The following is a 25,256-nucleotide window of genomic DNA, read 5'->3' on the forward strand; positions in this document are numbered from 1 at the left end:
CCGCCGACCGCACCCGACCCACCACCGAAAGGGAGCACCTGTGAGCACCGTCTTCACGAAGATCATCGAGGGGGAGATCCCCGGCCGTTTCGTCTGGCAGGACGAGCGCTGCGTCGGCTTCCTGTCGATCGACCCGCTCGCGCAGGGCCACACGCTCGTGGTCCCGCGCGAGGAGCACGACCACTGGGTCGACCTGCCGGAGGACCTGGCGGCGCACCTGATGGTGGTCTCCCAGCGCATCGGGCGGGCCATCGACGCCGTCTGGCGGCCGGCGCGGGTGGGCCAGATGATCCAGGGCTTCGAGGTCCCGCACACCCACGTGCACGTGTGGCCGGCGGAGACGGTCGAGCAGTTCCAGTTCGTCAACGTGCTCCGCGACCCGGACCCCGCCTGGATGGACGAGGCCGCGGAGCGGATCCGGAACGCCCTCGTCGAGGCCGGGCACGGGTCCGCCGTGCCGCAGGCCTGACCCGCCGCCGGGTCAGGCCCGGGCGGCCCCGAGGGCGTCCTTGAGGGCCTTGCGGATCCGCTTCTCCGAGACGGTGTGGGCGGTGCCCAGCTCCTGGGCGAACAGCGAGACCCGCAGCTCCTCGATCATCCAGGCCACCCGGCGCAGCTCGTCCGGGACCGGGGCATGCGGCGGCAGGGCGTCCAGCGCGGCGTCGTAGTCGTCCTCGAGCTTCTGCACGGCGAGCATCCCGACCGTGTCCCGCTGCAGGTGGCCGGCGAGCTTCTCGAGCCGCACCTCCATCGCCCGCACGTAGCGGGGCAGGTGCTGGAGCTGGTCGTAGCCGGTGGCGGCGACGAAGCCCGGGTGCACGAGGTGCTCGAGCTGGGCCTTGACGTCGTTGAGCGAGTTCACCGCGGCGAGCGAGGACGACCGCTTGAGCTGCTTGCGGATCCGGGCGCCCCCGGAGAGCACCTGCTCCACGAGCGCGGTGACCTGGAAGACGGTGTCGATGAGCTCGGCCCGCACGTGCTCGTGCAGCGCGTCGAACTCCGCCCGGGTGAAGGGGGGCTCGGGCGGCGTGAGCTTGTCGATGGCCGCGACCGTGCAGTCCGCGATGAGCTCGGTCACCGACCCGTGCGGGTTCTGCGTGAAGACCAGCTTCTCCCGGTTGTTGAGGTGCTCCAGCACGTACCGCTCGGGGGAGGGGATGCGCAGCTGCAGCAACGTGATCACCCCGCGGCGCTGGGCGGCCCCCTGCTCTGCGGCGGAGGACAGGATGCGCACGGCCACCGTGGCCTCCCGGCCGGCAGGCCGGCTCCCCGCGGCCCGGGGACGCTCAGGGACGAGCGCCGGCCACCCGGTGATCCGCTGGCCCGCCACCGTCGTCTCCACGCTGCGCGGCAGATCCTCCTCGGGCCACGCCGTCAGCCCCGAGCGCTCGAGCGCCGGCGGGGCCGGCGCCGCGTCCGGGGGCCGGGGCGCGGGGGAGCGCGGGCCGCTCCGGGCGGGGCCGCCGGCCGGGGCGCCGGGGGCCGCGCCGGGCACCGCGCCGAGGGACTCGGCGAGGGCGGCACGGATCTCGTCGTGCAGCTCCGCCCGGAGCGCCTCGAGGTCCTCGCCCTCGCCCAGCACCCGGTTGCGGCGGTCCCGCACCTCGAAGCGCATCCGCAGGTGGGCCGGGACGGCCTCCCAGTTCCAGGAGCCCGGCGGGACCACGTGGCCCTTGAGCCGGCGCAGGACCAGCTCCAGGGACGGCTCGAGGGCGTCGACGGCGGGGTCGAAGTCGGCGTCGAGCATCGCCACCGCCTGGCGGGCGACGTCGGGGGCGGGCACGAAGTTGCGGCGCACGGCCTTCGGCAGGGACTTGATGAGCGCGGTGACGAGCTCGGTGCGGAACCCGGGGATCTGCCACCGGAACTGCTCGGGGTCCAGCTGGTTGAGGAACAGCACGGGCACGCGCACGGTCACGCCGTCCGCCTGGTCGGAGCCCGGGGCGAACTCGTAGGCGAGGTCCAGCACCAGCTCCCCGTCCCGGGTGCGCCGGACCCACTGGCGCGGGTAGAGCGACTCGTCGTAGCCGCCGGCCTCCTCGGCGATCAGGTCCTCGGGGTCCAGGTCCAGGAGGTGCTCGTCCTGCTGGCGGGCCTTCTTCCACCACGCGTCGAAGTGCCGTGCCGAGACCACGGACTCGGGGATCCGGGCGTCGTAGAACGCGAACAGGGCCTCGTCGTCGATCCGCAGGTCCTTGCGGCGCAGCCGGTTCTCGAGCTCCTCGACCTCGGCCAGGCGCTTGCGGTTGCGCGCCCAGAACCGGTGCCGGGTCTGCCAGTCGCCCTCCACGAGGGCGTGGCGGAGGAACAGCTCCCGCGCCAGGGCGGGGTCCACCCGCCAGAAATTGATCCGGCGCTGGGCCACGACGGGCACGCCGTAGAGGGTGACCTTCTCGTAGGCCATCACGGATCCCTGCGCCCGGGACCAGTGGGGCTCCGAGACGCTGCGCTTGACCAGGTGCGGGGCCAGCTCCTCGGCCCACAGCGGGTCGATCGCGGCGTTGACGCGGGCCCACAGCCGGGAGGTCTCCACGAGCTCGGCGGACATGACCCAGTCGGGGGACTTCTTGAACAGGTTGGAGCCCGGGAAGACGGCGAACCGCGAGCCGCGGGCGCCCTGGTACTCCCGCTTGCGCTCGTCCTTGAGCCCGATGTGGCTGAGCAGCCCCGCCAGCAGCGAGAGGTGGATCTCCCGCTCCTTCCCGGAGGGGTCCACCTCGCGGCCCTTGCCGACCCGGATGCCGACCGGCTGGCCCATCTGGCGCAGCTGTGCGTAGAGGTCCTGCCACTCCCGGATGCGCAGGAAGTTCAGGTGCTCCCGCCGGCACAGCTTCCGGAACTGCGTCGAGGAGAGCTCCTCCTGCTGCTCCTGGACGTAGCGCCACAGCAGCAGCCAGCTCGTGAAGTCGGAGTTCTCGTCGAAGAACCGCTTGTGCAGCTCGTCCGCCTGCTGCCGCTTCTCCAGGGGGCGCTCGCGGGGGTCCTGGACGGTCAGCGCCGCCGCGAGGACCATGACCTCCCGGGCGCAGCCCCGCCGGTCCGCCTCCACGATCATCCGGCCCAGCCGCGGGTCCACCGGCAGCTGCGCCAGCTGCCGGCCCACCGGGGTCAGGGGCCCGCCGCGGGCGTCGTCGTCCCGCCCGCCCCGCGGGGACGCGCCCCGCGGCTCCTTGAGGGCGCCCAGCTCCCGGAGCAGGGCCACGCCGTCCTTGACGGCCCGGGACTCCGGCGGCTCCACGAAGGGGAAGCGCTCGATGTCCCCGGGCTCCTTGACGACCCCCACCGAGGTCATCTGCAGGATCACGGCCGCCAGGGACGTGCGCAGGATCTCGGGGTCGGTGAACTCCGGGCGGGAGAGGTAGTCCTCCTCCGAGTACAGCCGGATGCAGATGCCGTCCGAGACGCGCCCGCAGCGCCCCGCCCGCTGGTTCGCCGAGGCCTGGGAGATCCGCTCGATCGGGAGGCGCTGCACCTTGGTCCGCGCCGAGTAGCGCGAGATGCGGGCCGTGCCCGGGTCGATCACGTACTTGATGCCGGGGACGGTCAGCGACGTCTCGGCCACGTTGGTGGCCAGCACGATCCGGCGGCGGCCCGACGGCGCGAACACCCGGTGCTGCTCCGCCATGGACAGCCGGCCGAACAGGGGCAGGATCTCGGCGTCGGCCAGGCCCCGCACCCGTTTCAGGGTGCCCTGCAGCGCCTCCTGGGCGTCGCGGATCTCCCGCTCGCCGGCGAAGAAGATCAGGATGTCCCCGGGCGGCTCCGCGGAGAGCTCCTCGACGGCGTCGCACACGGCGTCGATCGGGTCCCGGTCCTCGTCCTCCAGCCCGTCGCCGGCGTCCTCGGCGTCCTGGCCGCCGTCCCCGGAGCGCGGCTGGGCCAGCGGGCGCCAGCGGATCTCCACCGGGTACGTGCGGCCCGAGACCTCGATGACCGGGGCCCGTCCCGGCTCGTCGCCCTCGGCCGCCTCCGGCGCGAAGTGCCGGGCGAAGCGCTCGGGGTCGATCGTGGCCGAGGTGATGATCACCTTCAGGTCCGGGCGCCGGGGCAGGATCCGCCGGAGGTAGCCCAGCAGGAAGTCGATGTTGAGGGAGCGCTCGTGGGCCTCGTCGATGATGATCGCCGAGTACTTCTGCAGCAGGCGGTCGTGCTGGATCTCGGCGAGCAGGATGCCGTCCGTCATCAGCTTGACCCGCGAGTCCGCGCCCACCTCGGAGGTGAAGCGCACCTGGTAGCCGACCGTGCCGCCGATCTTCTCGCCGAGCTCCGAGGAGATCCGCTCCGCGACCGAGCGCGCGGCGATCCGCCGCGGCTGGGTGTGGCCGATCAGGCCGCGCTCGCCCAGGCCGAGCTCGAGGCACATCTTGGGGATCTGGGTCGTCTTGCCGGACCCGGTCTCACCGGCGATCACGACCACCTGGTGCGCGGCGATCGCGCCCATGATGTCCTCGCGGCGCGCGGAGACCGGGAGGTTCTCGGGGTAGACGATGGTTCGGGGGCTGCTCAGGGATGCTGACATGACCTCCCGATCCTACCGGGGACGCGGGCCGCGGAGGGCCGGGTCCCGGTGGACGATCGGGCACCTCCGACACGCCGTCGGAGCCGTTATGTCACCACTTGTGAGCTGCCTCTCATTTTGTGACCGAACGGAAGGTAATATCGCTGACACCACTCGTTCCCGAAAGGACCCACCATGAAGCGACTGTTCCCGATGACGGCGGCCCTCGCCTCCACCGCCCTGCTCCTCACGGCCTGCGGCGGCTCCGACACCGAGCCCGCCGGCGGCGGGGGCGGCGGCGAGGCCGCCGAGGAGGCCACCGTCGGGATCAGCCAGTTCGTGGAGCACCCCTCGCTCGACTCCGCCCGGGAGGGCTTCCTCGCCGCGCTCGAGGAGGGCGGCTACACGGAGGGGGAGAACCTCACCGTCGACCTCCAGAACGCCTCCGGGGACCAGGGCACCTCCACCAGCATCGCCTCCAACATGGCGTCCTCGGACGCGGACCTCGTCCTGGCGATCGCGACGCCGTCCGCCCAGGGCCTGGCCCAGTCGGTCACCGACCGACCGGTGCTGTTCACGGCCGTCACCGACCCGGTCGAGGCCGGGCTGGTCGACTCCCTCGAGAGCCCCGGTGGCAACGTCACCGGGACCACCGACATGAACCCGGTCGCCGAGCAGATCGCGCTGATCAAGCAGCTCAACCCGGCGGCGGAGTCCGTGGGCATCATCTACAGCTCGGGCGAGACCAACTCCCAGGTCCAGGTGGACCTCGCGAAGGAGGCCGCCGCGGAGGAGGGGCTGGAGGTCGTCGAGAAGTCGGTGACCAACACCTCCGAGGTGGCCCAGGCCGCCGAGTCCCTGGACACCGACGCCATCTACGTGCCCACCGACAACAAGGTGGTCTCCGGCCTCGAGGCCGTGATCTCCGCCGCCGAGTCCAAGCAGATCCCCCTGATCGCCGGCGAGGGCGACTCCGTGGAGCGCGGCGCCCTCATCACCCAGGGCCTGGACTACGAGCAGCTCGGCCGCCAGACCGGCGAGATGGCCGTGCGCATCCTCAAGGAGGGCGGGGACCCCGCCTCCATGCCCGTCGAGTCACAGGAGGACACGCAACTGATCATCAACCTGCAGGCCGCCGAGCGGATGGGCGTGGAGGTCCCCCAGGAGCTCCAGGACTCCGCCGACCAGGTCATCGAGTAGTCCCCGGCGGCCGGGACGGCGGCGGCGTCCGGAGACCCCGGACGCCGGCCCGCCCGGCCCCCGCCCCCGCGGCACCCCTCCGACGGAGGACGCGCCCGCCCGATCGGCGGACGGCCCCCGTCTCCGACCAACCAGAACGGATCCAGCAGAAGTGATAGCCGGTATCGAACTCGGACTGCTCTATGCGGTCATGGCGCTGGGCGTCTACCTCACGTTCCGGGTGCTCGACTTCCCCGACCTGACGGTCGACCAGTCCTTCACCACGGGCGCCGCCACCACGGCGATGATCATCCTCGGCGGCGGCAGCCCCTGGCTCGCCACCGCCGCCGGTTTCCTGACCGGTGCGCTCGCCGGGCTCATCACGGGCCTGCTCCACACCAAGGCCCACATCAACGGGCTGCTCGCGGGCATCCTCACCATGACCGCGCTCTACTCCATCAACCTGCGCGTCATGGACGGGCGCGCGAACCTGTCGCTGCTGCGCGAGGACACGGTCTTCACCCCGCTCGCCGAGATGGGCGTGCAGGGGACGTGGATCGGCATCGCCCTGTTCCTGCTCGGGGTGGCCGTGGTCAAGGTCCTCCTCGACTGGTTCCTCTACACGGACGCCGGCCTCGCCATGCAGGCCACCGGCGACAACCCGGAGATGATCCGCTCCTTCGGCGTGAACACGGACCACCAGAAGATGCTGGGCCTGTGCCTGTCCAACGGGCTCGTGGGCCTCGCCGGGTCCCTCGTGGCCCAGTACCAGGGCTTCGCCGACATCGGCATGGGCATCGGCCTCATCGTCGTCGGCCTCGCCTCCGTGATCCTCGGCCAGGGGCTCTTCGGCTCGCGCACGGTGGTGATGGCGACCCTCGCCGTCGTCCTCGGCTCGGTCGTCTATCGTCTCGTCATCACCGTGGCCCTGCAGGCGGGCCTCAACCCGTCCGACATGAAGCTGATCTCCGCGGTCCTCGTGGTGGCCGCGCTCGTGGTGCCCCAGCTGCAGTTCTTCCGGCGCCGCAGGGAGCGGCACCTGGCGAGCGAGGCGGCGCGGCTCGTCGACGACCTCACCGACACCCCCGCGACCACGAAGGCAGGTGCCTGAGCCGTGCTCACCATCGACAACGTCCACAAGACGTTCTTCGCCGGGACCGTCAACGAGCGGCGCGCCCTCGCCGGCGTCTCGCTGACCCTGGCGGAGGGCGACTTCCTCACCGTCATCGGCTCCAACGGCGCCGGCAAGTCGACGATCCTCAACGCCATCTCGGGGAGCCTGATCCCGGACACGGGCACGGTGCGGGTCGACGACACCGACGTCACCCGGCTGCCCGAGCACAAGCGAGCCCGGTACCTGTCCCGCGTGTTCCAGGACCCCATGAAGGGCTCCTCGCCCACCATGACGGTCGAGCAGAACATGGCGATCGCGTACCAGCGGGGCAAGTCCCGCGGGCTCGCCCCGGGGCTGACGAGCGCCCGCCGCCAGCTCTTCCGCGACAAGCTGGCCAGCCTCGAGCTGGGCCTGGAGAACCGGCTGGGCGCCAAGGTGGGCCTGCTCTCCGGCGGCCAGAGGCAGGCGCTGTCCCTGCTCATGGCGACGTTCTCCGAGCCGCGCATCCTGCTCCTCGACGAGCACACGGCGGCCCTCGACCCGCAGCGCGCGGACCTCGTGTCCCGGCTCACGGCGGACATCGTGGCCGAGCAGCACCTCACCACGGTGATGGTCACGCACAACATGGACCAGGCCCTGCGCCTGGGCAACCGGCTCATCATGATGCACGAGGGCCGGATCCTCTTCGAGCTCGACGCCGCGCAGAAGCAGTCGATGACGGTGCCCGGACTGCTCGAGCAGTTCCGCCGGCTGCAGCCGGGGGCGGGGCAGGAGGCGTTCGACGACGCTACGCTGTTCGAGAGCGTCAAGACCGAGGACGGTTCCTGACCGGACGGCACCGGCCGCCGGCCCACGACCGGCGCGGACGAGGACGGGGCGGGCCGGGCACGGCCCGCCCCGTCGCGCGTCGCCGGGCGGTCCGCCAGGTCGAGCCCAGCAGCACGTCCAGCAGCCAGGAGAGCAGCCCCGTGAGCCAGACCCCCGACCCGCACCACGCCCGCCGACGCACCAGGGGGTGGCTGGTGGCCGTGGGCGTGGTGGCCCTGTTCGTCTCCACGTTCACCGTGCCCGAGGCCATCCACCACCTGGCGCGCGTCTCGACGGAGGACGGGACGGGCCTGAGCGGGCGCGCGGTGGTGGTCGTCGTGGTGGGCGCCGTGACCCTGCTCGGCGGCGGGGCCCTGGCGATCGCCGGGTTCAACTGGCGCCGCTCGGCGGGGGAGGGCTCCAGCGCCGAGGACCGGCTGCTCGACGAGCAGTTCGGCGACGGACCCGTGCGCCCCTACGACCCGGACGAGTTCCGCGGCCCGGGGCGCCGGGACCCCGGCGCCCGCAACTGACGGGCCCACGACCGGGGCTCCGGCTTCCTGCGCCGGGCGGTCGGCCTAGACTCGTCACATGCTCAATCAGCCTGCTGACGGTCCGGGCCTCAAGAAGCACATCACCGGGCCCCTCCTATTCCTGTTCATCCTCGGAGACGTCCTCGGCGCCGGGGTCTACGCCCTCGTGGGCATCATCGCGGGGGAGGTGGGCGGCGTCACCTGGGCACCGATGCTCGTGGCGCTGCTGCTGGCCCTGCTGACGGCCGCGTCCTACGCCGAGCTCGTCACCAAGTACCCGCGGGCGGGCGGGGCGGCGGTCTTCGCCCACCGCGCCTTCCGCGTCCCGATCGTGCCCTACCTCGTCGGCTTCTGCATGCTCACCGCCGGCGTGGTCAGCGCGTCCGCGCTGGCCCTGGCCTTCAGCGGGGACTATCTCGCGGTTTTCGTGGACGTGCCCCCGGCTGTCGGGGCCATCGTGTTCCTCGTCGCCATCGCCCTGCTCAACGCGCGCGGGATCAAGGAGTCGCTGCGCGCCAACGTCGTCATGACGGCGCTCGAGGTCTCGGGGCTGGTCCTGGTCGTCGTGGCCGTCGCCGTGATGCTCGGCGGCGGAGGCGGCGACGTCGGGCGCGCGGTGCGCTTCGGCGAGGACGTCGACCCGCTGCTGGGCGTGCTGGGCGCCGCACTGCTCGCGTACTACTCCTTCGTGGGCTTCGAGACCTCGGCCAACATGGCCGAGGAGGTCCGCGACGTGTCGCGGGTCTACCCCCGGGCCCTGTTCGGGTCCCTCCTGGTGGCCGGAGCGATGTACGTGCTGGTCGGTACGGCGGCGTCGGTGGCCCTGCCGGCCGACCGGCTGGAGTCCTCGAGCGCCCCGCTGCTGGACGTGGTGACGGCCACCGGGGTCCCGGTGCCCGGCTGGCTGTTCAGCCTGCTCGCCCTGGTCGCGGTGGCCAACGGGGCCCTGCTGACCATGATCATGGCCAGCCGCCTCACCTACGGCATGGCCGTGTAGGGACTCTTCCCCGCCGTGCTGGGCCGGGTCCTGCCGGGCCGCGGCACCCCTTGGGTGGCCATCGTCGTCACGACCCTCGCCGCGCTGGCGCTGACCCTCACCGGTGGGGTGGCCGTGCTGGCGGAGACGGTGGTGCTGCTGCTGCTCATCGTCTTCATCAGCACGAACGTCGCCGTCCTCGTGCTGCGCCGGGAGATGGTCGAGCACCGGCACTTCCGCGCCTGGACGCCGCTGCCGGTGCTCGCCGTCCTGTCCTGCCTCGTGCTGCTGACCCAGCTGGAGGCCGGGGTGTGGGCACGCGGTGGGATCGTCCTCGCCGTGGGCGTGCTGCTCTACGCCGTCGCTCGGGTCCGCGGCGGGCAGCCTGTCCGGTACCGGCGGGCCGAGGAGGCGGGGGACCGGGGAGCCGGCACCGGCCGACCCGCGGAGCGCCGCTGACCGGCCCGGGCCGGGCACGACGAAGGCCCCGGACCGAGTGGTCCGGGGCCTTCGTCCCGAGTGGTGCCCGCGGTAGGATTCGAACCTACGGCCTTCTGCTCCGGAGGCAGACGCTCTATCCCCTGAGCTACGCGGGCCTTTCACCGCCGCAGCGATGAACCTCGACGATACTAGCAGGTTTCGCGGGGTGCTCGTGGACCACCCGGCGCCGGCGCTCCACGGCGCCCGGTTACACTGGTCCGGTGACTCCAGAACAACTTTCCCTCGCCGTATCCGCATGCCTGCAGGACGCCGTGGCCCGGGGCGACCTCGCCCTCGCCGACGGCGCTCCGCTGCCGGAGGTGCGGATCGAGCGACCGAAGAACCGGGAGCACGGGGACTGGGCGACCAACGTCGCCATGCAGCTGGCCAAGAAGGTGGGGCGCGCCCCGCGCGACGTCGCCGCCGTGGTCCGGGACCGCCTCCAGGGCACCGCGGGCGTGGCCGCCGTGGACGTCGCCGGGCCGGGCTTCCTCAACATCACCCTGGACGCCGCCGCCGCCGGGGAGATCGCCCGCACCGTCGTGGAGCAGGGCAAGGCCTTCGGCCGGGCGCGGTCGCTGGCCGGGACGTCCGTCAACCTGGAGTTCGTCTCCGCGAACCCCACCGGCCCGGTCCACCTGGGCGGCACCCGCTGGGCCGCGGTCGGCGACTCCCTCGCCCGCGTGCTCGAGGCGCAGGGCGCGGACGTGGTGCGCGAGTACTACTTCAACGACGCCGGCGCGCAGATCGACCGCTTCGCCCGCTCCCTGCTGGCCCGCGCCCAGGGCGAGCCCGCCCCCGAGGACGGCTACGGCGGGGAGTACATCACCGACATCGCCGCGCGCATCGTCGCCGAGAACCCCGGCGTCCTCGACTCCGGGGACCCCCAGGAGGCGTTCCGCGCCGCGGGCGTCGAGCTGATGTTCGCCGAGATCAAGTCCTCGCTGCACGACTTCGGCGTGGACTTCGACGTGTACTTCCACGAGCAGTCCCTGTTCGACCAGGGCGCCGTGGAGAAGCTCCTCGAGCAGCTCAAGACCTCCGGCGCCCTCTACTTCGCGGACGGCGCCTGGTGGCTGCGCTCGAGCGCCTACGGCGACGACAAGGACCGGGTGGTCATCAAGTCCGACGGCCAGGCCGCCTACATCGCCGGCGACATCGCCTACTTCAAGGACAAGCGGGACCGCGGCGCGGACCTGTGCATCTACATGCTCGGCGCCGACCACCACGGCTACGTGGCCCGGCTCAAGGCCGCCGCCGCCGCCCTGGGCGACGCCCCGGACCGGGTCGAGGTCCTCATCGGCCAGATGGTCAACCTCGTCAAGGACGGGGTGCCCGTGCGGATGTCCAAGCGTGCCGGCAACGTGGTGACCATGGAGGACCTCGTGGAGGCCGTCGGCGTCGACGCCGCCCGGTACTCGCTGACCCGTTTCTCCGTGGACTCCAACATCGACATCGACCTGGGCCTGCTGACCCGGCGCTCCAACGAGAACCCGGTGTTCTACGTCCAGTACGCCCACGCCCGCACGTGCGCGGTGGGGCGCAACGCCGAGGCGGCGGGGGTCGCCCGCACGGACGAGCGGGGGGAGGCCGTGTTCGACGCCTCGCTGCTCGACCACCCGATGGAGGGGGAGCTGCTGGCCGCCCTCGGCCAGTACCCGTCGGTGCTCGCCCAGGCCGCCGAGTTCCGCGAGCCGCACCGCGTGGCGCGCCACCTCGAGGTGCTCGCCGGGACCTACCACCGCTGGTACGACGCCTGCCGCGTGGCGCCGCAGGGCGAGGACGAGGTCACCGACCTGCACCGCACCCGCCTGTGGCTCAACGACGCCGCACGCCAGGTCCTGGCCAACGGCCTGGGCGTGCTCGGCGTGTCCGCGCCGGAGAGGATGTGATCGCATGACCGCCGACCCGACCACCCGCACCGGGGGCTCCCCCCTGGCGCCGGCCTGGCTCAGCGTCCCCGAGGACCTCGACGCCCTCGACCCCGTCATCTGGCCCGAGGCGTTCCGCCGCGGCGAGGACGGCGTGCTGGCCGTCTCGGGGATCCCCGTCCCGGAGCTCGCCGAGCGCTACGGCACTCCCTCCTACGTCTACTCCGAGGACACCTTCCGGGCGCGCGCCCGCGAGTTCCGCACCGCCTTCACCGAGGCGTTCGCGCGGATCGGGGCCGAGGTCTCCGTCTACTACGCCGGCAAGTCCTTCCTGACCACCGAGGTGGTGCGCTGGCTGCGCGAGGAGGGCCTCAACGTGGACACCGCCTCGGGCGGGGAGCTGGCCGTCGCCCTGCGCGGCGGCATGGAGCCCGCCCGGATCGCCCTGCACGGCAACAACAAGTCCGCCGCCGAGATCACCCGCGCCCTCGACCACGGCCTCGGCCGGATCGTCGTGGACTCCCTCGCCGAGATCGAGCTCGTGGCCCACCTGGCGCGCACCCTCGGCGTCGTCGCCCCCGTGCTGATCCGGGTCACCCCCGGCGTGCACGCGTCCACGCACGAGTTCATCGCCACCGCCCACGAGGACCAGAAGTTCGGCCTGTCCCTCGCCCCGCCCGAGGGCGGCGGGGACAGCCCCGCGATGCAGGCCGTCGCCGCGTGCGTCCTGGAGCCCGAGCTCGACCTGCGCGGGATCCACTGCCACATCGGCTCCCAGATCTTCGACGCCGACGGCTTCGGGATGGCCGCGGAGCGGGTGCTCGCCTTCATGGCCGCCGCCGACGAGCGCTTCGGCCTGACCCTCCCGGAGCTCGACCTCGGCGGCGGCTACGGCATCGCCTACACCGAGGCCGACACCCCCCGGCCGGCCCGCGAGATCGCCGAGGCCCTCGCGGACCAGGTGGCCACCACGGCCCGGTCCCTGCGGATGGCGGTCCCGCACCTGTCCATCGAGCCCGGCCGCGCGATCTCCGGGCCGGCCGCGTGCACCCTCTACACCGTGGGCACCCTGAAGACCGTCACCGCGGAGTCCGGCGCGCAGCGCCGGTACGTCTCCGTGGACGGCGGGATGAGCGACAACGCCCGGCCCGTGCTCTACGGGGCCGACTACACGGCCGTGCTCGCGAACCGCCGCGCCGAGGGGGCCCCCGTGCTCTCCCGGGTGGTGGGCAAGCACTGCGAGTCCGGTGACATCGTGGTCCGGGACGTCTACCTGCCCGAGGACCTCGCCCCCGGGGACGTCCTGGCCGTGCCCGCCACCGGCGCCTACTGCTGGGCCCTGTCCAGCAACTACAACTGGATCGCCCGCCCGCCGGTCGTCGCCGTGCGCGCCGCCGGCGGCCGGCCGGAGGCCCGGCTCATCGTGCGGGGCGAGACCGAAGAAGACCTGTTCGCCCGCGACCTGGGAGCCTGATTGACCGCCTCGACCCCTGAGACCACCCGCCCGCCCTCGACCGTGAAGGTCGCCCTGCTCGGTGCCGGCAACGTCGGCGCCGAGGTGGCCCGGACCCTGCTCGACCACGGCCCCGAGTTCGCCGCCCGCGTGGGCGCGCCCGTGGAGCTCATCGGCGTCGCCGTACGGGACCTCGCCGCCCGGCGGACCGTCGAGCTGCCCGAGGAGCTGCTCACGACCGACGCCGAGGCCCTCGTCGACGCCGCGGACGTGGTCATCGAGCTGACCGGCGGCATCGAGCCGGCCCGCAGCCGCATCCTGCGGGCCCTGCACGCCGGCAAGCCGGTGATCTCGGGCAACAAGGCCCTCATCGCCCGGCACGGCCGCCAGCTCCAGGACGCGGCCGACGCCGCCGGCGTGCCCCTGTCCTACGAGGCCGCCGTGGCCGGGGCGATCCCCATCGTGCGCCCCATGCAGGACTCCCTCGCGGGGGACCGGGTGGACCGCGTGCTGGGCATCATGAACGGCACCACGAACTACATCCTCGACCAGATGGACACCACCGGCGAGCAGTTCGACGACGCGCTCGCCGAGGCGCAGAAGCTCGGCTACGCCGAGGCGGACCCCACCGCCGACGTGGAGGGTCACGACGCCGCGGCGAAGGCCGCGATCCTCGCGTCCCTGGCCTTCCACTCGACCTTCACCATCGACGACGTGTACTGCCGCGGCATCACCGGCGTCACCGCCGCGGACGTCGCCGCCGCCCGCGAGGCCGGCTACGTCATCAAGCTCCTGGCGGTGTGCGAGCGCTGCCCGGGCGGGGTGAACCTGCGGGTCACCCCGACCATGATCCCGCGGGAGCACCCGCTGGCCGGCGTGCACGGCGCCTACAACGCCGTGTTCGTCGAGGCCGCGAACGCCGGGTCCCTCATGTTCTACGGCGCGGGCGCCGGCGGCGCCGCCACCGCCTCGGCCGTGCTGGGCGACTTCGTCTCGGCCGCGCGCCGGCTCGTGCTCGGCGGCCCGGCCCAGGGCGCGGACCCCCACGCCCAGCTCGCCGCCGCGCCGATGGACGACGTCCGCACGAGCTTCTCGATCACCCTGACGGTCCAGGACCGGCTCGGCGTCCTGGCGCGGATCGCCCAGGTCTTCGCCGACCACGGCGTGTCGATCTTCACGATGCAGCAGACGGACCACCCGCACGGCGACCCGCAGCTGTCGGAGATCCGGCTCGTGACCCACCGGGGCGCGAACAAGGACCTCGTGGCCACGGTGGACGCCCTGCGCGAGCTGCCCTTCGTCGAGGAGGTCGCCGGCGTGATCCGTGTGGAGCACGCCGACTGATCCGCCCCGCGGTGCCGCCTGCGGGCGGCACCGCACCCGGAGGGGGTGCCGCCGCACGCCCCCCGCGAGCACCCCGCACGAGCACCCCCCCTCCGCACCACCGAGTCCACAGGAAGAGATCCAGCACATGGCACACGTCTGGCAGGGCGTCATCAACGAGTACCGGGACCGGCTGCCGGTCTCCGACTCCACCGAGGTCATCACGATGGGGGAGGGCGGTACGCCGCTGATCCGGGCGCGCGCCCTCTCGGAGCTCACCGGCAACACCGTCTGGCTGAAGTTCGAGGGCATGAACCCGACCGGCTCGTTCAAGGACCGGGGCATGACCATGGCGATCACGAAGGCCAAGGAGGAGGGCGCCGAGGCCGTCGTGTGCGCCTCGACCGGCAACACCTCCGCCTCCGCCGCGGCCTACGCCAAGCAGGCCGGGCTCACGTGCGCGGTGCTCGTGCCGGAGGGGCGGATCGCCATGGGCAAGCTCTCGCAGGCCGTGGCGCACGGCGCGGACATCATCCAGGTGGACGGCAACTTCGACAACTGCCTCGAGGTGGCCCGCAAGCTCTCCGAGTCCTACCCCGTGTTCCTCGTCAACTCCGTGAACCCGTACCGGATCGAGGGCCAGAAGACCGGGGCGTTCGAGGTGGTCGACACCCTCGGCGACGCCCCGGACCTGCACATCCTGCCGGTCGGCAACGCCGGCAACATCACCGCGTACTGGAAGGGCTACCAGGAGTACGCCCGGCCCTACGCGTCCGCGACGGCGGGGGAGCTGCCGGCCGTCTCGACGAAACTGCCCGTGATGTGGGGCTTCCAGGCCGAGGGCGCGGCCCCGCTGGTCCTGGGCCACCCCGTCACGGAGCCCGAGACCATCGCGACCGCCATCCGGATCGGCAACCCCGCGTCCTGGGACTCGGCGATCGCCGCCCGCGACGAGTCCGGCGGGCTCATCGGCTCCGTCTCGGACGACGAGATCCTGACCGCCCACCGGTGGCTCTCGGCCAAGGAGGGCGTGTTCGTCGAGCCGGGCTCCGCCGCAGGCGTGGCCGGCCTGCTCCAGAAGCACGCCGCGGGGGAGGCCCCCACGGGGCAGACGGTGGTCATCACCGTGACCGGCCACGGTCTCAAGGACCCGCAGTGGGCGATCAAGGCCGCCGAGCGGGAGGACCCCTCGCTGGCCGAGCCCACGCGCGTGCCCTTCGACGTGGTCGCCGTCGCCGCCGCGCTGGGCCTGGAGTAGTCCCGGATGTTCGAGATCGGCCAGCGGGTGGCGGTGAGCGTCCCCGGCTCCACCGGCAACGTGGGCCCGGGCTACGACAGCCTGGGCCTGGCCCTGGGCCACTACGACGACCTCGCCGTCACCGTGACCGGCGGCGGCCTGGAGTTCGAGCTGCACGGGGAGGGCTCCGCGTCCGTGCCCCGGTCCGCGGAGCACCTGGTGGTCCGCGCCATGCGGGCCGCCTTCCGGGCCGCGGGCGTCGAGGAGCTGCCGGGGCTGCGGCTCGAGGCGACCAACCGGATCCCGCACGGCCGCGGGATGGGCTCGAGCGCCTCGGCCGTGGTGGCCGGCGTGCTCGCGGCGAACGCGCTGCTGCCCGCGGAGCGCGCCCTCGACGACCGGCGCCTGCTCCAGGTCGCCGCCGCGATGGAGGGCCATCCGGACAACGTGGCCCCGTCCCTCTTCGGAGGGCTCGTGATCTCTTGGACCGACGCGGACGGCTACCGCAGCGCCCCCGTGACCGTCCACGAGGACGTCGTGCCGGTGGTGGCGATCCCCGACTTCGAGGTCCCCACCCGCCTCGCCCGCTCCCTGCTGCCCGCGACCGTCCCGCACCACGACGCCGCGGTCAACGCCGGCCGGACGGCCTTGCTCGTCGAAGCCCTCACGCGGCGCCCCGAGCTGCTGCTGCCCGCCACCGAGGACCGGCTGCACCAGCCGTACCGGGCCTCGGCCATGCCCCCCAGCGCGCGGCTGATGGCCGCGCTGCGGGCCCGCGGGCTGCCGGCCATGATCTCCGGGGCCGGGCCGACCGTCCTGGTCCTCGCCGCGGACCGGGACCAGGCGCAGGAGACGGAGCAGGCCCTCGCGGAGCTCGTCGCCCCCGGAGCCGATTCCGTCTCCTGGCGTGTCCTCCGTCTGCGCGTCGACGGTCAGGGTGCTAAGCTGGAGAGGCACCCGCAGCAGATCCAGGGGTAGGAGACCGCGCCCGGCGCGGCGAGGACAGCGGGCATCATGAGGGGCAGCGCCCCGGTCGGATGCCCCGGGGTCCTCGGCTCCACCGCCTCAGATTCTCCGGTGATCCCCCGCCGGCACCGGCTTCTTCGATGCCGTCGGCGCCCCGGCCCGCACCGACACGGACCGGAGCGCACCATGATCTCCGGGTGACACCTTGTTCGCCCAGGCTGCCGCGCCCTGAAGTGCGCCCCGCCGCAGGCGGCCCGCGATCGCGGCCCGCCGGGAACCATCCACGGTCCTGGACTCTGAGATCCATGGGCCCCCCACCGAGGGAGAAGGACACTTCGTGACCGAGACCACCGACCTTTCCACGGGTACGGAAGAGACCACCACCAGCGACCCCCGGAACGCGGGACTGTCCGCGCTCAAGCTGGCCCAGCTGCAGGCGCTCGCCTCCCAGCTCGGAATCACCGGCGCCCGCCGGATGCGCAAGAGCCTGCTGGTCGACGCGATCGCCGCCCACCAGCGCGGTGGCGCCGTCGCCGACCGGGACCAGGCCGTCGAGCAGAAAATCGCGCAGACGGTCGAGAAGACCGCCGACGGCGGCGCCGACCAGGGCACGGCCCCGGCCGCCGCCACGACGGGCGAGGACTCCTCCGCCGCGCAGGGCGCCGACGGCGGCCAGCCGCAGCGGCGCTCGCGCTCCCGCCGCGCCACGAGCACCGGTGTGGTGTCCGCCCCCGCGCAGCAGGGCTCCGAGCAGCAGGACGCCGCCCAGCAGACCGCGGCGCAGGGCTCCACCGAACAGCAGCCGGCTGACCAGCCCGCTCCCGCCGAGGACGCCTCCGGCGCCGAGGGCGAGGGCGGCCGCAACCGCAACCGCAGCCGCCGCAACCGCAACCGCGACGACAACGGCCAGAGCAACGGCGGCCAGAGCGGCGGAGCCCAGGACTCCGGGCAGGAGACCGACGAGGCGCGCTCCTCGGCCGAGGGCCGTGACGACGAGCGGTCGAAGCAGGACCGGAGCCGCAACGAGAACCGCGGCCAGGACAACCGGGGCCAGGACAAGGGCGGCCAGGACCGGGGCGACGGCCGCGGCCGGCGCGACGGCCGGTCCGAGGGCGGGAAGTCCCAGGACAACCGCCAGGACAAGGGCGGCCAGGACAACCGCCAGGACAAGGGCGGCCAGGACAACCGCCAGGACAAGGGCGGCCAGGACAACCGCCAGGACAAGGGCGGCCAGGACAACCGCCAGGACAAGGGCGGCCAGGACAACCGCCAGGACAAGGGCGGCCAGGACAACCGCCAGGACGACGGCGGCAGCCGCCGCAGCCGCCGCAACCGCAACCGCAACGACCGCGACCGGGACCGCAGCGACCGCAACGAACGCAACGACCGCGCCGAGCGCAACGAGCGGCGCAACCGCCGCGGGCGCAGCACCGGCCCCGAGGTCGACGACACGGAGTTCACCGAGGACGACGTCCTGCTGCCCGTCGCCGGCATCCTGGACGTGCTCGACAACTACGCGTTCGTGCGCACCTCCGGCTACCTCCCCGGCCCGAACGACGTCTACGTCAGCCTCGCCCAGGTCAAGAAGCACAACCTGCGCAAGGGCGACGCCGTGGTCGGCGCCATCCGCGCCCCCCGCGACGGCGAGCAGCAGAACGCCACGCGGCAGAAGTTCAACGCGCTGGTCCAGCTCACCACGGTCAACGGCAAGAAGACCGAGGAGAACAAGGACCGCGTGGACTTCGGGAAGCTGATCCCGCTGTACCCGCAGGAGCGCCTGCGCCTCGAGACGGAGCCCAAGAAGATCGGGCCCCGCGTCGTCGACCTCGTCGCCCCCATCGGCAAGGGCCAGCGCGGGCTGATCGTCTCCCCGCCGAAGGCCGGCAAGACGCTGATGCTGCAGGCGATCGCCAACGCGATCACCACGAACAACCCCGAGGTCCACCTCATGATGGTGCTCGTCGACGAGCGCCCCGAGGAGGTCACGGACATGCAGCGCACGGTCAAGGGCGAGGTCATCGCCTCGACCTTCGACCGCCCGGCGGACGACCACACCACGGTCGCCGAGCTCGCGATCGAGCGCGCCAAGCGGCTCGTGGAGATGGGCATGGACGTGGTGGTCCTCCTGGACTCCATGACCCGCCTGGGCCGTGCCTACAACCTCTCGGCCCCCGCCTCCGGCCGCATCCTCTCCGGCGGCGTGGACTCCGCGGCGCTGTACCCGCCGAAGAAGTTCTTCGGCGCGGCCCGCAACATCGAGAACGGCGGCTCGCTCACGATCCTCGCGACCGCCCTCGTGGAGACCGGGTCCAAGATGGACGAGGTCATCTTCGAGGAGTTCAAGGGCACCGGCAACATGGAGCTGCGCCTGTCCCGCTCGCTCGCGGACAAGCGGATCTACCCTGCCGTGGACGTCAACTCCTCGGGCACCCGCCGCGAGGAGAACCTCCTCTCCCCGGACGAGATCAAGATCATGTGGAAGCTGCGCCGCGTCCTCTCCGGGCTCGACCAGCAGCAGGCCCTCGAGCTGCTCACGAACAAGCTGCGGGACACCCAGTCCAACACCGAGTTCCTGCTCCAGGTGCAGAAGACCACGCTGTCGGCCCGCGCCGAGAGCGACCGCTAGCACGCCCCCGCCGCCGCGGCCCCGACCGGTTCGACCGGACGGGGCCGCGGCGGCGTCGTCGTGCCCACCGCCGCCCGACCCTCTCCGCCGCCTCCGAAGGAGCGCCCCATGCCGGATCCCATCCAGTCCCTGCTCGACGAGCACGCCGAGCTGCAGCGCCAGCTCGCCGACCCCGCCGTGCACGCGGAGCAGGGCAGGGCGCGCAAGCTCGGGCGCCGCTACGCCGAGCTCAACGGCATCGTCGAGGCCCACCACCGGGTGCACCGCCTCGAGGAGGACCTGGGGGCGGCGCGCGAGCTCGCCGCCGAGGAACCCGAGTTCGCGGAGGAGATCCCGGCCCTCGAGGAGCAGCTCACGGCGGCCCGCGAGAAGCTGCGCCGGCTGCTCGTCCCGCGCGATCCCGACGACGGGCGCAACGTGATCCTCGAGGTCAAGGCGGGGGAGGGCGGCGACGAGTCCGCGCTCTTCGCCGGGGACCTGCTGCGCATGTACCTCAAGTACGCGGAGTCCCGCGGCTGGAAGACCGAATTCATCTCGACCAACGACTCCGACCTGGGCGGCTACAAGGACGTGCAGGTCGCGATCAAGTCGAACGCCACGGACCCCGCCGAGGGCGTGTGGGCGCGGCTGAAGTACGAGGGCGGGGTGCACCGCGTCCAGCGCGTGCCCGTCACCGAGTCGCAGGGCCGGATCCACACCTCCGCCGCGGCGGTGCTCGTCTTCCCGGAGGTCGACGAGCCCGAGGAGGTCGAGATCAGCCAGAACGACCTGAAGATCGACGTCTACCGCTCCTCGGGACCCGGCGGTCAGTCCGTCAACACCACCGACTCCGCGGTCCGCATCACCCACCTGCCCACCGGCATCGTGGTGGCGATGCAGAACGAGAAGTCGCAGCTGCAGAACCGGGAGGCCGCGATGCGGGTGCTGCGCGCCCGCATCCTGGCCCACCAGCAGGAGCAGATCGACGCGGACAACGCCGCGCAGCGCCGCTCCCAGGTCCGGACCATGGACCGGTCCGAGCGGATCCGCACCTACAACTTCCCCGAGAACCGGATCAACGACCACCGCACCGGGTACAAGGCGTACAACCTCGACCACGTCATGGCGGGGGACCTCGAGCCGGTCGTGCGCTCGGCCATCGAGATGGACGAGCAGGCCCAGCTCGAGGCCATCGGCCAGCAGGACGGCTGAGCGGGGGCCCCGGGATGACGAGGTCACTGGGCCAGGCGGTGCGCTGGGCGGAGCAGGTGCTCGCCGAGGCGGGGATCGACTCCGCGCGCACCGACGCGCTGCTGCTCGCCGGCCACCTCACCGGACTGTCCCGGGGGGAGGTCGAGGCGAGAGCCATCATCGGCGGGGACGAGCCCGCGGGGTACGCGGAGCTGGTGGCCGAGCGCGCCCGCCGGATCCCGCTGCAGCACCTCACGGGCGTCGCCCACTTCCGCTACCTGACGCTGGCGGTCGGGCCCGGGGTGTTCGTGCCCCGGCCCGAGACGGAGACCGTAGTGCAGGCCGTGGTCGACGAGCTGCGCGAGCAGCTGGCCGCGGGCGTGCACCGCCCGCACGTGGTGGACCTGGGCACGGGCTCCGGGGCGATCGCCGCCTCGGTGGCCCACGAGGTGCCACAGGCCCGCGTGCACGCCGTGGAGCTGTCCGGGACCGCCCACGCCTGGGCGGCCGAGAACCTGCGCGGGACGCGCGCGGAGCTCGTCCGGGGCGATCTGCGCACCGCGTTCCCGGAGCTCGAGGGACGCTGCGACGTGGTGGTCTCCAATCCGCCGTACATCCCCGCGGACGCGGTCCCGCGCGAGCCGGAGGCCCGGGAGCACGACCCCGACCTCGCCCTGTACGGGGGCGGGGAGGACGGGCTCGACCTCCCGCGGGCGGCCCTGGCCTCGGCCCTGCGGCTGCTACGCCCCGGGGGGTTCTTCGTCATGGAGCACGCCGAGGTGCAGGCCCGCGCCGTGGCGCACGCCTTCCGGGCCGCGGGCCTCGAGGACGTCGAGGGCCACCAGGACCTGACGGGCCGGGACCGGGCCACGGCCGGCCGGACGCCCCTCGAGGGCCGCGCCCCCACGACCGGAATGGGAGAATGGACGCCGTGAACTCCACCGTCTACGACTGCAGCAGCATCGCCCAGCGCACCGCCGGGCTCAAGCACGCCGCGCGCGCCCTCGCGGCCGACGCGTGCGTGGTCCTGCCCACCGACACCGTCTACGGGATCGGGGCCAACGCGTTCTCAGCCCGGGGCGTCGCGACCCTGCTCGCCGCCAAGGGCCGGTCCCGGGCCATGCCCCCGCCCGTGCTCATCGCCCACGCCGGGGTGCTCGACGGCCTGGCCGACGAGGTCTCCGACGACGCCCGCGCGCTGGCCCGGGCCTTCTGGCCCGGCGGTCTGACCCTGATCTTCCACTCCCACCCCTCGCTGGGCTGGGACCTGGGGGAGACCCACGGGACCGTGGCCCTGCGGGTGCCCGACGACGAGCTCGCCCAGGCGCTGCTCATCGAGAGCGGCCCGCTGGCCGTGTCCTCGGCCAACCGCACCGGCCACCCGGCCGCGTCGACGGCCGGGGCCGCGGTGGACATGCTCGGGGACTCCGTGGAGCTCTACCTGGACGGCGGCCCGCGGCCCGTCGGCGGACCCGCCGACCGGGACCCAGTCCCCTCCACGATCGTGGACTGCACGGGGGAGACCCCGCTGCTGGTGCGCCACGGCACCGTGAGCCTCGCCCGGCTGCGCTCGGTGGTGCCCTCGGTGGTGCCGGCGGACGGCGACGAGGAGCTCGACAGCGCCCCCGCGGCGGGTGCGGCCCCCGCGGAGCCCGGCGCCGGCCGCCCGGCGGCCTCGGGATCACACGCCGTGAGCGAGCCCAATCCGGAGGCCGTGCCGCCGGCGGCGGAGCCCGCCGACCCGGAGGGCGCGGCCGCACCCGCGGACCGGCAGCCCCCGGCGCCCGGGCCGGCGCGGGCCGCGACGGCGCAGGGCCTGGCCGCCGCGCTCGTGGCGCGCTCCACGGCGGGCGCGCGCCCGGCCGTGGACCAGGACCGCACGCGCGTCCAGCGGCCCGGGTCGCCGGGGCAGCCGCGGCCGCTGCCGGTCGAGGAGGCCGCCCGGCTCGTGGCGCGGGGCAGCGGCGAGGCCTGAGCGCCGTCCCGGGAGCGGCCCCGAGCAGCTCTGCGGGGCTCAGCCCCGGCCGGCGGCCAGGTGCGCCTGGCGCAGGACCTCGCTGATCCGCGGCTCGGGGACCGCGTCGTGCTCCTCCGCCCAGCCGCGCACCTGGCGCTGACCGAACCAGGTGACCTCGAGCCGGCGGAACACGCCGTGCCACCGGTGCCCGGCCAGGGCCGAGACCGCGAACCCGGCGTCCACGACGAGCCGGCACAGCAGCACGGGGAGGTGGCGCGGCTCCCGGCGGCCCGCGTCCCGCAGGATGGAGCCGGTCGTGGCGCCCTCCCAGGGCTGCAGCACGACCGGCGGCAGCGCCTCCCGGTGGCGCCCGACCCGGGAGACGAACTCGGCCAGGGCGTGCACGGACGTCACCGGCGTGGGCGCGCCGCCGTCGCCGGCCACCGAGCTCAGCGGTGAGGACGCGAAGCGGGCCAGCCGCGCGGTGGTGCGCCGGCCGGAGCCCTGCACCGAGGTCGCGCGCAGCACCGTGATCGCCGGCGCCCCGTCCTCGCCCGCCCAGTCGCGGCGCAGCTTCAGGAGCGCGCTCTCGCCGAGGGCCTTGGAGAAGGAGTAGGGGGAGAACGGCCGGACCGCGGGCGTCTCGTCGAGGACGTCGACGTCGCCCTGGACGGCCGCGGAGCTGACGTGCACGATCCGGCGCACGCTCGTGCGGCGCGCCGCGAGCGCCACGAGCACCGGCAGCAGCGCGTTCGCCCCCACGAGGGACTCCTCGTGCGTCTGGTCCGGGGCCGCCAGGCCCGCCGCGTTGACGACCACGTGGGCACCGGCGAAGGACTCGGCGAGGTAGTCGATGACGGACTCGAGCCGGCCGGCCTGCTGGAGCAGGTGGTGGACCGTGCGCGCCCCGGACCCCAGCCGCGGCGCGGAGACCGGGACCACCGTCTGGCCGTCCGCCTGCAGCCGGGCCACGGTCGCGGAACCCACGAACCCCGTCGCTCCCAGGACTGCCCACGTCGTCGATGTCACGGTGCTTCCTCTCTGCCGGTCGCTTCCGGTCGCCGTCGTCCGGGCCCGGATTCCTGCGCTCATCGTACAGACCGGCCCACCGCCGGGGCGGGGCGACGCGGCCCGCCGGCCCGGCCGTCCGGGCGCCGCTTGCTAGACTCGGCACGTTCCGGCGCCCGCCCGCGGCACCGCGCCGGACCCCGCACCCGTTCCCGCACTGCCCATCACCGCACAGCCCGTCACCCCCTGGAGGAGCCGCATGCCGTCCGACCCCACGCCCACCCCCACGGTGGCGGTGGCCTGCGTGACCCAGGACCGGCACGAGGACGTCCTCGCGCTCGTCGCCGCGCTGCGGGAGCAGACGGTGCCCGTCGCCTCCCTGTGCCTCGTCGACGCGGGGCGCGAGGCGCTGCCGCGGGAGGTGCTCGAGGAGGCGATCGGCGGCCGGTTCGCGCTCGAGCTCGTGCGCTCCCTCGCCAACCTGGGCGGGGCCGGCGGGTTCTCCCTCGCGATCCTGACCGCGCTCGCCACCGGTGCGGACCGGGTGTGGCTCATGGACGACGACGCCCACCCGGAGAGCCCCGACTGCCTCGAGATCCTCCTGCAGGAGGCCGCGCGGCGGGAGCTGTCGGTCGTCTCCCCGCTCGTCGTGGCACCCCAGGACCACGGCGCGCTGGCCTTCTCCTACCGCCTCGAGGGGCGGATGACCCACTCCCGGGCCGACCTGGAGCCGCTCGGCTTCCTGCCCGGCTACGCCACCTTCTTCAACGGCGCCCTGATGTCCGAGCACGTCTTCTTCACGGTCGGGCTCCCGGACCTCAAGCTCTTCCTGCGCGGCGACGAGGTCGACTTCCTGGTGCGGCTGCGCCGCTCCGGGCTGCCCTTCGGCACCACCACCCGCACCGCCGTGGCGCACCCGCCGGGCTGGGACGAGGAGCACGTCGTGGTCCCCGGCCGGCTCAAGGTCGTGGTGCCCGGGACGGAGTTCAAGCGCGAGCACTTCTTCCGCAACCGGGGCTGGACCACGTGGCGGTACAAGCGGGTCGTCCAGCTCGGGGCCGACCTCGTCGGCTACCCCCTCTTCTACCTGCGCCGGCGGGACGTGCGCGGTCTCGTGTCCTGGGCGAGCCGCTACGCCGGCGGGATGCGCGGCCGCGGCTTCGGCGGGCCGCGGTGACCCCGTGAGCCCGCACCCCGCTCTCGAGTTCTCCGTGCTCATGCCCGTCTACCGCGCCGACACCGCGGAGCGGGTGCGCCGGGCGGCCGAGTCGGCCACCGTCGAGCAGCGGCGCCGGCCCGCCGAGCTCGTCGTCGTGCGGGACGGCCCCGTCCCCGCGGCGCTGGAGGCCGAGCTGGACCGCCTGGTGCGCGAGCTCCCCGTGCCCGTGGTGCGGGTCGACCTGGAGCGCAACGAGGGCCTCACCGCGGCGCTCACCGCCGGCCTGGACCGGTGCCGGCACGACGTGGTGGCCCGCGCCGACGCCGACGACGTCTCCTACCCCCGCCGCTTCGCGGTGCAGCTGCCCGTGATCGAGGCCGGGGCCGACCTGGTGGGCTCGTCGATGCACGAGATCGGCGACGACGAGCGGACCCCGATCGCCCTGCGCCGCGCCCCGGTGGGGGAGCGGGACATCCTCTCCGTCTCCCGGCGCCGCAACCCCGTGAGCCACCCGACGGTGGTGTTCCGGCGCTCGGCGGTGCGGGCGGCCGGCGGCTACGAGCACGTGCCCCTGGCCGAGGACTACTGGCTGTGGGTGCGGATGCTGCGCGCGGGCGCCGACGTGCGCAACGTGGCCGAGCCGCTGGTCGGCTACCGGGTCTCGGCGGGCTCCTACGAGCGGCGCGGCGGGTGGCGCGTGCTCCGCGCGGAGCTCGCCCTCCAGGCCCGCCTGCGCGGGATCGGCCACGTCGGGTTCCTACAATGGGTGCGCAACGTGGTGGTGCGCGGCGGCTACCGGTTCGTCCCCACCCGGCTCCGGGAGCTGGCCTACCGGGCCATGGTCGGCGCACCCCGCCGCTGACCGTCCCGCACCGGCACCCTCCCCGCCCGGCCCCCGG

At 73.7% G+C, this 25,256-nt stretch carries 18 protein-coding genes, 1 tRNA gene and 1 pseudogene; 17 read left to right on the forward strand and 3 right to left on the reverse strand.

From position 1 onward, the window contains the following. The first annotated feature begins 40 nt into the window (after positions 1–40). Complete coding sequence (locus RF647_RS09845; protein WP_368811562.1) at positions 41–469, forward strand: HIT family protein; 429 nt, start codon at positions 41–43, stop codon at positions 467–469. A 12-nt stretch (positions 470–481) separates the two neighbouring features. Here RF647_RS09845 and hrpA read toward each other — a convergent pair whose 3' ends face one another. Then, positions 482–4,519, reverse strand: coding sequence for an ATP-dependent RNA helicase HrpA (gene hrpA / locus RF647_RS09850; RefSeq protein WP_368811563.1), 4,038 nt, complete (start codon positions 4,517–4,519; stop codon positions 482–484). A gap of 174 nt (positions 4,520–4,693) precedes the next feature. Here hrpA and RF647_RS09855 point away from each other — a divergent pair, with 174 nt between their 5' ends. The 5 genes and pseudogenes from RF647_RS09855 (at position 4,694) to RF647_RS09875 (ending at position 9,566) form a co-directional block, all read left to right on the forward strand. After that, complete coding sequence (locus tag RF647_RS09855) at positions 4,694–5,698, forward strand: ABC transporter substrate-binding protein (protein ID WP_368811564.1); 1,005 nt, start codon at positions 4,694–4,696, stop codon at positions 5,696–5,698. Between the two features lie 151 nt (positions 5,699–5,849). Beyond that, complete coding sequence (locus tag RF647_RS09860) at positions 5,850–6,788, forward strand: ABC transporter permease (protein WP_031283500.1); 939 nt, start codon at positions 5,850–5,852, stop codon at positions 6,786–6,788. A 3-nt stretch (positions 6,789–6,791) separates the two neighbouring features. Beyond that, complete coding sequence (locus RF647_RS09865; protein ID WP_017834405.1) at positions 6,792–7,619, forward strand: ABC transporter ATP-binding protein; 828 nt, start codon at positions 6,792–6,794, stop codon at positions 7,617–7,619. A gap of 140 nt (positions 7,620–7,759) precedes the next feature. Then, positions 7,760–8,131, forward strand: coding sequence for a hypothetical protein (locus RF647_RS09870; RefSeq protein ID WP_368811565.1), 372 nt, complete (start codon positions 7,760–7,762; stop codon positions 8,129–8,131). A 58-nt stretch (positions 8,132–8,189) separates the two neighbouring features. Then, positions 8,190–9,566, forward strand: a pseudogene (locus RF647_RS09875) (APC family permease). A 61-nt stretch (positions 9,567–9,627) separates the two neighbouring features. Here the strand turns inward: RF647_RS09875 and RF647_RS09880 are convergent. Continuing rightward, positions 9,628–9,703: transfer RNA gene (locus RF647_RS09880), tRNA-Arg, on the reverse strand. Positions 9,704–9,808: 105 nt separating this feature from the next. Here RF647_RS09880 and argS point away from each other — a divergent pair. The 9 genes from argS (at position 9,809) to RF647_RS09925 (ending at position 22,208) form a co-directional block, all read left to right on the forward strand. Further along, positions 9,809–11,479, forward strand: coding sequence for an arginine--tRNA ligase (argS, locus tag RF647_RS09885; RefSeq protein WP_368811566.1), 1,671 nt, complete (start codon positions 9,809–9,811; stop codon positions 11,477–11,479). Positions 11,480–11,483: 4 nt separating this feature from the next. Beyond that, entirely contained in the window at positions 11,484–12,932 is a 1,449-nt protein-coding gene (gene lysA / locus RF647_RS09890) for a diaminopimelate decarboxylase (protein ID WP_368811567.1), read from the forward strand. After that, on the forward strand, positions 12,933–14,255 hold the full coding sequence (locus RF647_RS09895) for a homoserine dehydrogenase (RefSeq protein ID WP_368811568.1): 1,323 nt from the start codon (positions 12,933–12,935) through the stop codon (positions 14,253–14,255). Positions 14,256–14,382: 127 nt separating this feature from the next. Continuing rightward, positions 14,383–15,492 (forward strand): threonine synthase, encoded by a 1,110-nt coding sequence (gene thrC / locus RF647_RS09900; RefSeq protein WP_368811569.1) that lies wholly within the window; start codon positions 14,383–14,385, stop codon positions 15,490–15,492. A gap of 6 nt (positions 15,493–15,498) precedes the next feature. Then, positions 15,499–16,449, forward strand: coding sequence for a homoserine kinase (gene thrB, locus RF647_RS09905; protein ID WP_368811570.1), 951 nt, complete (start codon positions 15,499–15,501; stop codon positions 16,447–16,449). A 325-nt stretch (positions 16,450–16,774) separates the two neighbouring features. After that, positions 16,775–19,063, forward strand: coding sequence for a transcription termination factor Rho (rho, locus tag RF647_RS09910; RefSeq protein ID WP_368811571.1), 2,289 nt, complete (start codon positions 16,775–16,777; stop codon positions 19,061–19,063). 108 nt (positions 19,064–19,171) lie between these two features. Then, on the forward strand, positions 19,172–20,254 hold the full coding sequence (gene prfA, locus RF647_RS09915; protein ID WP_109222118.1) for a peptide chain release factor 1: 1,083 nt from the start codon (positions 19,172–19,174) through the stop codon (positions 20,252–20,254). Positions 20,255–20,268: 14 nt separating this feature from the next. Then, on the forward strand, positions 20,269–21,168 hold the full coding sequence (prmC, locus tag RF647_RS09920) for a peptide chain release factor N(5)-glutamine methyltransferase (protein ID WP_368811572.1): 900 nt from the start codon (positions 20,269–20,271) through the stop codon (positions 21,166–21,168). Next, positions 21,165–22,208 (forward strand): L-threonylcarbamoyladenylate synthase, encoded by a 1,044-nt coding sequence (locus tag RF647_RS09925; RefSeq protein ID WP_368811573.1) that lies wholly within the window; start codon positions 21,165–21,167, stop codon positions 22,206–22,208. The genes prmC and RF647_RS09925 overlap by 4 nt, the downstream gene beginning before the upstream one ends. Before the next feature lie 39 nt (positions 22,209–22,247). Here RF647_RS09925 and RF647_RS09930 read toward each other — a convergent pair whose 3' ends face one another. After that, complete coding sequence (locus tag RF647_RS09930) at positions 22,248–23,219, reverse strand: NAD(P)-dependent oxidoreductase (RefSeq protein ID WP_133410905.1); 972 nt, start codon at positions 23,217–23,219, stop codon at positions 22,248–22,250. Positions 23,220–23,457: 238 nt separating this feature from the next. Between RF647_RS09930 and RF647_RS09935 the strand changes: the two genes are divergently transcribed. Both RF647_RS09935 and RF647_RS09940 read left to right on the forward strand, forming a co-directional pair. Then, on the forward strand, positions 23,458–24,375 hold the full coding sequence (locus RF647_RS09935) for a glycosyltransferase (protein WP_368811574.1): 918 nt from the start codon (positions 23,458–23,460) through the stop codon (positions 24,373–24,375). A 4-nt stretch (positions 24,376–24,379) separates the two neighbouring features. After that, positions 24,380–25,219, forward strand: coding sequence for a glycosyltransferase (locus RF647_RS09940; RefSeq protein WP_368796825.1), 840 nt, complete (start codon positions 24,380–24,382; stop codon positions 25,217–25,219). The last annotated feature ends 37 nt before the right edge of the window (positions 25,220–25,256 follow it).

The sequence above is a fragment of the Kocuria sp. CPCC 205263 genome, from assembly GCF_040981075.1.
Classification (GTDB): domain Bacteria; phylum Actinomycetota; class Actinomycetes; order Actinomycetales; family Micrococcaceae; genus Kocuria; species Kocuria rosea.

Excerpts from the sequence above, each read along its gene's own strand:
- hrpA (WP_368811563.1), bottom strand. The coding sequence starts at position 4,519 with ATGTCAGCATCCCTGAGCAGCCCCCGAACCATCGTCTACCCCGAGAAC.
- RF647_RS09855 (WP_368811564.1), top strand. The coding sequence starts at position 4,694 with ATGAAGCGACTGTTCCCGATGACGGCGGCCCTCGCCTCCACCGCCCTG.
- lysA (WP_368811567.1), top strand. The coding sequence starts at position 11,484 with ATGACCGCCGACCCGACCACCCGCACCGGGGGCTCCCCCCTGGCGCCG.
- thrC (WP_368811569.1), top strand. The coding sequence starts at position 14,383 with ATGGCACACGTCTGGCAGGGCGTCATCAACGAGTACCGGGACCGGCTG.
- thrB (WP_368811570.1), top strand. The coding sequence starts at position 15,499 with ATGTTCGAGATCGGCCAGCGGGTGGCGGTGAGCGTCCCCGGCTCCACC.
- prfA (WP_109222118.1), top strand. The coding sequence starts at position 19,172 with ATGCCGGATCCCATCCAGTCCCTGCTCGACGAGCACGCCGAGCTGCAG.
- prmC (WP_368811572.1), top strand. The coding sequence starts at position 20,269 with ATGACGAGGTCACTGGGCCAGGCGGTGCGCTGGGCGGAGCAGGTGCTC.
- RF647_RS09935 (WP_368811574.1), top strand. The coding sequence starts at position 23,458 with ATGCCGTCCGACCCCACGCCCACCCCCACGGTGGCGGTGGCCTGCGTG.